9 protein-coding genes are annotated in these 9,098 nt (G+C 44.2%); 7 read left to right on the forward strand and 2 right to left on the reverse strand.

What is annotated here, in order from left to right; all coding sequences use genetic code 11:
* Positions 1-71: 71 nt before the first annotated feature.
* Positions 72-2,048 (reverse strand): NACHT domain-containing protein, encoded by a 1,977-nt coding sequence (locus AWB54_RS14655; protein WP_061215346.1) that lies wholly within the window; start codon positions 2,046-2,048, stop codon positions 72-74.
* Positions 2,049-2,530: 482 nt separating this feature from the next.
* Between AWB54_RS14655 and AWB54_RS14660 the strand changes: the two genes are divergently transcribed.
* The 7 genes from AWB54_RS14660 (at position 2,531) to AWB54_RS14690 (ending at position 8,093) form a co-directional block, all read left to right on the forward strand.
* Entirely contained in the window at positions 2,531-3,058 is a 528-nt protein-coding gene (locus tag AWB54_RS14660; protein ID WP_061215347.1) for a hypothetical protein, read from the forward strand.
* 130 nt (positions 3,059-3,188) lie between these two features.
* Entirely contained in the window at positions 3,189-3,419 is a 231-nt protein-coding gene (locus AWB54_RS14665; RefSeq protein ID WP_061215348.1) for a hypothetical protein, read from the forward strand.
* The gene (locus AWB54_RS14670; RefSeq protein WP_061215349.1) at positions 3,394-3,726 is read left to right on the forward strand and encodes a hypothetical protein; all 333 of its coding nucleotides are present in this window, start codon (positions 3,394-3,396) and stop codon (positions 3,724-3,726) included. Before AWB54_RS14665 ends, AWB54_RS14670 begins: the two co-directional genes overlap by 26 nt.
* Positions 3,719-4,855 (forward strand): DUF2800 domain-containing protein, encoded by a 1,137-nt coding sequence (locus AWB54_RS14675; protein ID WP_061215350.1) that lies wholly within the window; start codon positions 3,719-3,721, stop codon positions 4,853-4,855. Before AWB54_RS14670 ends, AWB54_RS14675 begins: the two co-directional genes overlap by 8 nt.
* Before the next feature lie 5 nt (positions 4,856-4,860).
* Positions 4,861-5,415, forward strand: a complete 555-nt coding sequence (locus AWB54_RS14680; protein ID WP_061215351.1) for a DUF2815 family protein — start codon at positions 4,861-4,863, stop codon at positions 5,413-5,415.
* Positions 5,396-6,526 (forward strand): recombinase zinc beta ribbon domain-containing protein, encoded by a 1,131-nt coding sequence (locus tag AWB54_RS14685; RefSeq protein WP_082736260.1) that lies wholly within the window; start codon positions 5,396-5,398, stop codon positions 6,524-6,526. Before AWB54_RS14680 ends, AWB54_RS14685 begins: the two co-directional genes overlap by 20 nt.
* Positions 6,504-8,093: a recombinase family protein gene (locus AWB54_RS14690; RefSeq protein ID WP_061215353.1), complete on the forward strand. Its 1,590-nt coding sequence runs from the start codon at positions 6,504-6,506 to the stop codon at positions 8,091-8,093. The genes AWB54_RS14685 and AWB54_RS14690 overlap by 23 nt, the downstream gene beginning before the upstream one ends.
* Positions 8,094-8,159: 66 nt before the next feature.
* Here the strand turns inward: AWB54_RS14690 and AWB54_RS14695 are convergent, their stop codons facing one another.
* Positions 8,160-8,879 carry an SEC-C metal-binding domain-containing protein gene (locus AWB54_RS14695; protein WP_061215354.1) on the reverse strand — a complete coding sequence of 240 codons (720 nt, stop codon included), beginning with the start codon at positions 8,877-8,879 and terminating at the stop codon, positions 8,160-8,162.
* Positions 8,880-9,098 lie beyond the last annotated feature (219 nt).

Raw genomic sequence — 9,098 nt, forward strand, 5'->3', positions numbered from 1 at the left:
ATAGTATTTTTAATGCTAAAACAAAACGAGAATTATTTGTACTTTGTTTTAGCATTCATTTTGATTACAGATTATTTAATCCGATAAAAAAGGCCCCCTTCGGGAGCCATTAATTTGCGGATTAACAAAAATGTCTGATCGCCACGCATTCGTCTATCGCGTTTTTCAAAAAAATCGCCAAGTTTGCTTATCACTGTATCTTTTTGTTTAGAAAGGAATACAGCACTGAAATATTCTTGAAACGAGCGATGTGTAAAATAGTATTTTCCACTTTCTTGATACATCAGACACATGCTAAAACATAGGTCATACATAAAATCATCGGCTGTAACAGGACCAACATATGGATTGGTTAGCTTTTTGAAATAAGCCTCAAATTCAGGCATACTGAATTCAAATTTCTCATCCCAGTATGTGCGGAAGCAAATCTCCGCAAACACATCTGCAAAAGCATCTACCGAGAGCTTCGTTTTTAGTTCACGCTTGTAGGCTCCTTTACTTGCATCATGTGTTCTCGATAATGCATTAAACGCTTCCCGGTAAAAAATATGCATTTGCGATGGAACTTCGGCAAACATCTCAAATGTTAGCAGCATGATCGTCAGCAGGAGTGGATTTTCTGTGAAATCCCTATGTGTACGGTAGAGCCTTGCCCTCAACTCCTCCCTGAATTTCTCTTTTATTGATGGGTCGTCGGGGCGGAAATCCAGATTATCAATCAATCGCACTGCCTGTTCTAAGTTGAACGGCAATAGGCGCAAAACACTAAACCGTTCAAATGACACAAACGATTGATAAGGACGCGATGAAATCACATAGATGCAATTCGGGTATTTATCTGTAAAGGAATCTAATTCGCGCTCAAAATATTCGATGTTGTTCATTCCTATTTCATCAAGCCCGTCCAAAAGCAAAAGGCAGCTTCCGGAGGTTAAAATATTTTCAAAATCGGTTTTTGTTATACCACCACCAAAATCATCAATTTTTGAAAAGATATAATCAAATAGCTTGCTGGAAGCGTCATCAAATTCCTTCAGAGGTATGAAGACTGGAACTAATTTAAAATCCTTATAGTTATCTATTGCGTTAAGCAGAAGATGGCGCATCATCATAGATTTTCCGAGACCGCCAGCTCCCGTAATAAATATAAAGTGTGAAATTTCGGCCAGCTTTTTAATATTAGCATCACTGACAAACTCCCTTTTAAATGGAGGTCCATCCCCTTCAATACGTGTACGCCAAGTGATATTGTTACATACATAAAAATCGTAAAACGGCCTTGGTTGTTCATTATAAAGAAGTGTCTTTATAGTGCTGTACTTATTTCTAACATTAGTAAGGTATGTTAAAAAAGTTTCCTGCCCAAATGCTGGTGATGCTGTTGCCGCCACCATAGTTCCGCTTTGCACGATTTGCTCCAATTGAGGAGAACAATCAATAACCGTTATGCCCCTTGGGTTTTCAATTCCACCTATGTACTCCGGTGTAATAGTCTGAACAGCCTCTCTGCCGACAGTATTTACAACACCTGCAGCGACTGTATATAGGAAAATACCAGCCAATAAATCAGAAAGAACATACGCGCTCTGCGAAAGCAGGGCGTTTTTTGTTGTCCCGACATATTTTTCAAAGCTCATTTTCTTACCCTCGGAACTATCATCATCAAGTACTGTATCCTTTTCAATGATATCCAATAGAGCAAGAACTGCTTGAAGCTTTTTGTCTTCATTTAGCAGAGATATGACATCCTCACCAAATTTACGAATCAAGTCATCTCTGTTTGCTCTTGGTGCCATCAAAAGTACATTACTTATACTTTTACCAGGCCTTCTAATGACGCCGACACCACCCTCCGTAATATTGCCTGGAGAGAGGTTTCCAGTACAATTCAATAAACGATGTACTGATGTAGCATTCCCACTCATTATGTATTGGCATTGTGGATCAATTGTACGTGTCATTGTACCGACGAGCCGAGGATCGGTTATAACGTCAAGCTTGCACAACTGAAGCACTCGCGCAAATGTTCCAAAACATAATCGCATCATCGTTTGTCCCCCTTGATACATGTTGTTTGATAGGTATGTAACCCACAATCAACCATTTGTAAGTCATTGTAAATAAGAAACAATCTCCGCTCTAACACGGAGCAAATCGCTATATTGGTAAGCTGATGTCAGAAGCTTGGACATCAGCTTTTTGTTGTAAACAAATCGGTATAATTCCCAGTAAATCCTACTGGTTCATTATATCACGAGTTACCACAATATAACAATAAGTATTTAGGTGGCTGCTTTGACCGTAGCATAGTCTTCGGTTAACAAATATCTCTTACAAAAATAATTCATTGCCTGATTTGCAATAAGGGCAAAGGATACACAAATCGCCTCAATAGCACTGACAACAGTGTTATGCAAGCGATAAGGAGTACCCTTACCCTTTTGCGCTCATTTTTAGGGTCTGTGTGCTTCTTGGACACAGGCCTTTTGTGTTGTCCTTTGCACCCCGCAACAGGCGGAAAGGACAAACAATGAAAAACCGTAAAGCAAAGCAAGAAAATCGCATCACCTATACCTACTGGCGCTGGGATGAGGAATCTAAAAAGAACCTACCCATCACCATCACTGCAGGTCAAGACAGCGTAACTGAGGAGCACATCATCATGCTCAATGAACTCGACCACGCAGCTGACCTTGGGGATCGCTACGAGCAAGTAAACCGGGACTTCACTACAGAAAACAAAAAGTCCAAGTATGAAAGCGACCCGGATGATTGCTTCGGCGATCCCATTGAGAATCTTGGTACCCGCAAAACCGACCCTGCCTTTTTTTTAGAGGAGAAATCGGACGAGCTCAATCCACTTGTTGAGCATTTGCTGATACTGATGGAAAAACTCACTCCCCAGCAAATAGACCTGATATATGACCTGTTTGGCAGCCGACGCCAACTCACTGAGATTGCCAAAGAAGAAGGCACATCTGTTACTGCAATCCATAACCGAAAAAGTAAAATCATCGCCCGGCTAAGGAAGCTGTTTGCAGAGCAAGGAATCCTCTAATACCGCATAACTACTGCATTTCGAGAGGGGGTTAATATTTTCGGCTTTAAGTAGTGGAAGAGATAAGGAGCTACTTAAAGCCTATCCCTTCCTCCGGGTGCAGACCCGTCTGACACAGGAGGTAAAGCCTATGAATCTGCAACACAAAGTTCAAATCAATGTTGCACGAAAAGATGGCTCTCAGAAGAAAGCCTTTATCAAAAGCGGGATCAGCAAGATACCGCAAAGACTACTGAATTTTCTTTTCGGTGAGTTTACCGAGATTTTGGTACTCACTCCCGGACAGAGTGTTCAGTCGGTAGAAATTCACGAAATTGGGAAAGGAGGAACTGCACATGAGCCGAATCAAACTGCTTCTTGATGTGGTGAACGACATGGAGTCACTGACAAAAAGCCTGCGCACCTTGGCAAATGCCATCGCAAGCGATGAGCCTTCAATCGAATCCGAAGAAAAGCCATCCACTCAAGAGACACAGGAAGTTAAGCCTGTCGCAAAGACCATCTCAGTTGAAGATGGCAGAGCCGTGCTTACACCTATCAGTCAAAGCGGCAAAACTGCCCAGGTCAAGGCGCTGCTTTTTAAGCACGGGGCAAACCGCTTAAGTGACATCGATCCCAGCGAATACGAGTCCCTCCTTGCGGATGCGGAGGTACTTGCCAATGGGTAGACACGCAGTCCTTTCCGCATCCAGTTCCCATAGGTGGACAAAATGTACTCCCGCTGCCCGGCTTGAATTGGAATTCGATGATAACGAGTCTTCTGCAGCTGCCGAAGGCACCGCTGCCCACGCTTTAGCCGAACACAAACTGCGTAAAGCATTGAAGATGCGTAGCAAAAAACCCATCTCACCATTTGACTGTGACGAGATGGACGAATACACAGATGCCTATGTGAATTTTGTGCTTGAGCAGCTGGAACTGGCAAAGCAGACATGCTCTGACCCACTGGTGCTGATTGAACAGCATCTGGACTTCTCCAAATATGTGCCGGATGGCTTTGGCACAGGTGACTGCATCCTCATCTCTGATAAGGCCCTGCACATTATTGATCTGAAGTATGGCATGGGGATTTTGGTAAACGCAGAACACAACAGTCAAATGATGCTGTACAGCCTCGGTGCTTTGGAAATATACGACAGCCTTTATGACATTGACGAGGTGTCTATGACAGTTTTCCAACCCCGCAGGGACAATGTCAGCACATGGACTATCCCGGTGGATGAACTGAGGGACTGGGCAGAAAACGAAATTAGGTTAAAGGCTGAACTTGCCTTCAAGGGCGAAGGCGAATATTGCCCCGGCGACTGGTGTACCTTCTGCCGTGCTGCTGTGAAGTGCCGTGCAAGAGCCGAAGAAAAGCTGAAGCTGGCGCAATCGGAGTTCCGTCTTCCACCGCTCTTATCTGATGCGGAAATCGAGGATGTCTTAGGGAAACTGAACGACATCACCAAATGGGCAAATGACCTGCTGGCTTACGCTACCGATGCCGCCGTCAACCACGTAAAAGAGTGGTCTGGCTACAAAGTCGTGGCTGGCCGCAGCGTCAGGAAATTCAAAGACGAAGATGCCGTTGCCAAGGTTGCAAAGGTCAATGGCTATAAGGACATCTACAGGCAGAGCCTTATCACGCTTACGGAATTTGAAAAGCTGATGGGCAAAGCCAAGTTCAATGAGGTTCTCGGTGACCTCGTATATAAACCACCAGGCAAGCCGACTCTCGTTCCTATTTCGGATAAGCGTCCGGCTATAAACGTATCAAGCGCAACTAACGACTTTAATGAAATTATGGAGGATTGATTAATATGGCAAACAAGAATACCAGCAAAACCAAGGTCATAACCGGTGTTAACACCCGTCTAAGCTATTTTCACGGTTGGGAACCTGTATCCATCAATGGCGGTACGGAAAAATACAGTGTTTCCGTACTTATCCCTAAGTCCGACAAGGAAACCATCAAGGCAATTGAAGCAGCGGTAGATGCTGCTATTGAAGAAGGCATCGCAAAATTCGGTGGCAAGAAGCCGAATAAGGCTGCAATCAAACTGCCTCTTCGCGATGGCGACATCGAGCGTGATGATGAAGCATATAAAGGGCACTACTTCGTTAATGCCAACAGCACTACTGCCCCACAGATTGTGGACAAAGCTGTCAAGCCTATCCTTGACCGTGATGAAGTCTACAGTGGTTGCTATGGCAAGGTGTCACTCAACTTCTATGCTTTTAATTCTAACGGCAATAAAGGTGTTGCCTGCGGTCTCGGCAATATCCAGAAGATTAAGGACGGCGAACCCCTTGGCAACAGATCCTCTGCTTCTGATGACTTCACATCCTTAGAAGATGACGATTTCCTCGCCTAGGCAAAACGTCACTCGCGGTGGGTGGGGTCGGGTATTCCGACCTCACCCTATTTCCCTAGAAAGGAAGTGGAGGGTATTCGGATGTCTAAAACACCAGGAGCGCTATACGGGCAATATACTCCTTCAAAAAACCTATGTTGAAAACCATATCACCCAGAAAAGTAAAATAAACCGGGGCGAACTACCCATGTATTATGCGGAGAACACGCACCCGGCCATTATCGACCTAGAGACTTTTGAAAAGGTGCAAGCTGAAATTGCTCGGCGCAGGGAGATGGGGGTCTTTGCCAACTGGTCTATAAATACTACCTGCTTTACCAGTAAGATAAAGTGCGGCAACTGCGGTGTTAGCTATCGGCGCAGCGGTAAACGGCAACAGACGGATTCAAACCAGGTCTATTATATTTGGACCTGTCAAACCAAAGATCGCAACAGTGTATCCGCCTGCAATGCCAAAAACGTCCCCGAAAAAATGCTGCAAAAGGTTTGTGCTCAGGTGCTAGGCTTAGGGGAGTTTGACGAGGGTCTGCTGTTGGAGCAGATCGATAAAATCGTGGTAAATGGCCAGGATAAGCTTATCTTTCATTTCTATGATGGAAGGGTCATTACCCAGCATTGGGAGTCCACTGCGAGAAAGGATTGGTGGACACCCCAGGCCCGTGCAGCAAAGTCTGTATACAGCAAAAAGAACCCTCGCAGTTCAGGAACCATCACCTGCTTTACAGGCAAAATATACTGCGGCAAATGCGGCCAGAATTTACGCAGGAACACCAGCACTCGTGTGAGCGGAGAAAAAACTCATCACTGGCGGTGTCCACCACGTAACGATTGCGCACACAACGGTTTAGAAGAAAATCTGCTAAAAACCATCTCTGCGGATGTTCTTGGCATCAACGAATTTGATGAAGCGGTATTCGTAGATAAGGTTGACCGCATTACAGTAGTTTCTAACGAGCAGCTGATTTTCCACCTCAAGGATGGCAGCGATGTTGCACATCAGTGGCAGTTTAAACGTCGGCAGCCAGCGTGGTCAGAAGAGCGAAAACAGCGTCATAGCAAGAAAATGTTAGAGGTTTGGAGGGATAAACATGAGCAGCGCGAGAACAGCTAAAAAAGTAACGGCCATTCCTGCCACGATTAGCCGTTTCACAGCTGCTCCTATCAACGAGCAAAGAAAACGTCGTACAGCCGGATATGCCCGTGTTTCCACCGACAGTGAAGAGCAGTTCACCAGCTACGAGGCGCAGGTTGATTACTACACCAACTACATAAAAAGCCGTGACGATTGGGAGTTTGTAGAAGTCTACACTGATGAAGGCATAACCGCCACAAACACCAAAAAGCGTGAAGGCTTTAAGCGAATGGTTGAGGATGCCCTTGCCGGAAAGATCGACCTCATAGTCACCAAGTCGGTCAGCCGATTTGCCAGAAATACGGTAGACAGCCTTACTACAGTGCGTCAGCTAAAGGAAAAAGGGATTGAGATTTACTTTGAAAAGGAAAACATCTGGACATTAGACTCTAAGGGTGAACTGCTGATTACCATCATGTCCTCCCTTGCCCAGGAGGAAAGCCGTAGCATTTCGGAGAACGTCACCTGGGGTCAAAGGAAGCGCTTCTCAGACGGCAAGGTCACCGTTCCCTTTGGGCATTTTCTCGGTTACGACCGCGGTGAGGACGGCAACCTTGTATTGAACGAAGAAGAAGCAGTCATCGTCAGACGCATTTTCGTCCTCTTCCTGGAGGGATATTCACCCTATAAGATTGCCAAGACACTCACTGCTGAAGGCATCCTTTCGCCCGGTAAAAAGTCAAAATGGAATGCGGCAACAGTCCGCCGAATGCTTGAAAACGAAAAATACAAGGGCGACGCTCTTTTACAGAAAAGCTATACAGTAGACTTCCTTACCAAGAAAAAGAAACTCAATGAGGGCGAAATTCCGCAATACTATGTAAAAAATAACCACGAGGCAATTATCGACCCTGCGGTGTTCGACATAGTTCAGATTGAACTGGAAAACCGTAGTCCAGGCCCTAACCGCCGAAGTGGGGTCAGCATATTTTCAAGTAGGATAAAATGCGGAGAGTGCGGTTCTTGGTATGGCTCAAAGGTATGGCACTCCACCAGTAAATACCGCCGCACTATTTATCAATGCAACCACAAATATGATGATGACAATCACTGCCGGACACCGCATCTTGACGAAGAAAGAATCAAAAAACTTTTCATATCTGCGGTCAATAAGCTGCTTTCCGGAAGGGATGAAATCCTAGGAAATTTTGAGCTCATAAAGTCTACGGTTTTTGACAGTACCGACCTGGAAAAAGAGCAAGCTGAACTGCAAAACGAAATCGAGGTTGTGGCTGGGATGATTCAGCAAGCCATCGGTGAAAACGCACACCTTGCCCTTGACCAGGTAGAATACCAAACACGGTATAACGCACTGGTTGAGCGCTTTGAACTTGCCAAAGCTCGCCATACTGCGGTTACCGAAGAAATCACTGACAAGCAGACAAGGCTCAGTACAATGAATGCCTTCCTCTACACCCTCCGTAAGCAAGATAACTTACTTACCGAATTTGACGAAAAGTTGTGGTGCAGCCTTGTGGACTACGCCACTGTTTATGATAAAGGCGATGTACGGTTCACCTTTAAGGATGGCACGGTGATAAACTGACAACAAATTGAGCCAGTTCCTTGGGAACAAATTTCCAGGCCTGGCTCGATTTCATTAATGTTCAATTTATAGCTTTATCATACTAACTGTTTGCAACGGCGTAATGATATTTCTTTCATGTTTGTAGTACAGATCTTTGCCGCAGCATTTTTTAAATTTCACCCCAGTCCCACATGAGCAAGGATCATTGCGACCCACTATTTTAATATCATCGCGCATTCTGTTTTCAATTATTTTTTTAATTGAAAAGTCCTGTAAGAAAGGTTGATTTAATTCCAAAAACTGATCTATTCTTTTAAACTTCTTTACCTCCGTGCGGTTATCGTCTGATAGTTCAATAACGCATCTTTTATCTTCAGGATGGCTCACCAGAGCGACTGCCTGAAAGGTCTTTATTTCATCAATCATCTCAACTGCAACTTCACCCCAGTAAAGCTTACCTTTTATGTGTTGGCAAGATAAACTCAACATAGATTGGCCGCAAATGCTGCAGTGTGATTTCGATATAATATACTCGCTACTTGCGAACACGGAATATGGATACAAGGTTTCATAGCTTGATAAAAGGTGAAGCACCTTTGAAATTTCAAGGCGGTTTTCTATTTCTATATATGATCCCACCATTTTTGCCAAGTCAATACAATCTTGTAACTTATCCCATGAGCTTTTATATCGTTTCTCCTTAAGCAATTCAAAATACATACAGAGATTGCAGAACAAAAGAAAATATTTCCTAACTACATATTGAGAGTTTGCAAAGACTTCATCATTTTGCTGCTTTGCCACTTCAAGTACTTCGTCAAAAACTTTTTCACATTCTTTGTATTCACGATAGGGTTCAGAAAAGTCGTTATGGCTCAGGCGCTCTTTCTTTTTATTAACTCAACTTTCGTAGCAGAAATTGCTGAACAACCTCTGGATATATAGGGGTTGTGACGTAATCCAGAACATCACTTGACATGAAACAATTTTAGCTAGTTCTTTGGGAACATAATCAAGCAACAT

Origin of the sequence: Syntrophomonas wolfei subsp. methylbutyratica, assembly GCF_001570625.1 — a bacterium.
In the GTDB taxonomy this organism is placed as follows: Bacteria; Bacillota; Syntrophomonadia; order Syntrophomonadales; family Syntrophomonadaceae; genus Syntrophomonas; species Syntrophomonas methylbutyratica.

What these genes read in the sequence shown, in the direction of transcription:
- AWB54_RS14655 (WP_061215346.1), bottom strand. Translation starts at nt 2,048, where the DNA reads ATGATGCGATTATGTTTTGGAACATTTGCGCGAGTGCTTCAGTTGTGC.
- AWB54_RS14660 (WP_061215347.1), top strand. Translation starts at nt 2,531, where the DNA reads ATGAAAAACCGTAAAGCAAAGCAAGAAAATCGCATCACCTATACCTAC.
- AWB54_RS14665 (WP_061215348.1), top strand. Translation starts at nt 3,189, where the DNA reads ATGAATCTGCAACACAAAGTTCAAATCAATGTTGCACGAAAAGATGGC.
- AWB54_RS14670 (WP_061215349.1), top strand. Translation starts at nt 3,394, where the DNA reads ATGAGCCGAATCAAACTGCTTCTTGATGTGGTGAACGACATGGAGTCA.
- AWB54_RS14675 (WP_061215350.1), top strand. Translation starts at nt 3,719, where the DNA reads ATGGGTAGACACGCAGTCCTTTCCGCATCCAGTTCCCATAGGTGGACA.
- AWB54_RS14680 (WP_061215351.1), top strand. Translation starts at nt 4,861, where the DNA reads ATGGCAAACAAGAATACCAGCAAAACCAAGGTCATAACCGGTGTTAAC.
- AWB54_RS14685 (WP_082736260.1), top strand. Translation starts at nt 5,396, where the DNA reads ATGACGATTTCCTCGCCTAGGCAAAACGTCACTCGCGGTGGGTGGGGT.
- AWB54_RS14690 (WP_061215353.1), top strand. Translation starts at nt 6,504, where the DNA reads ATGAGCAGCGCGAGAACAGCTAAAAAAGTAACGGCCATTCCTGCCACG.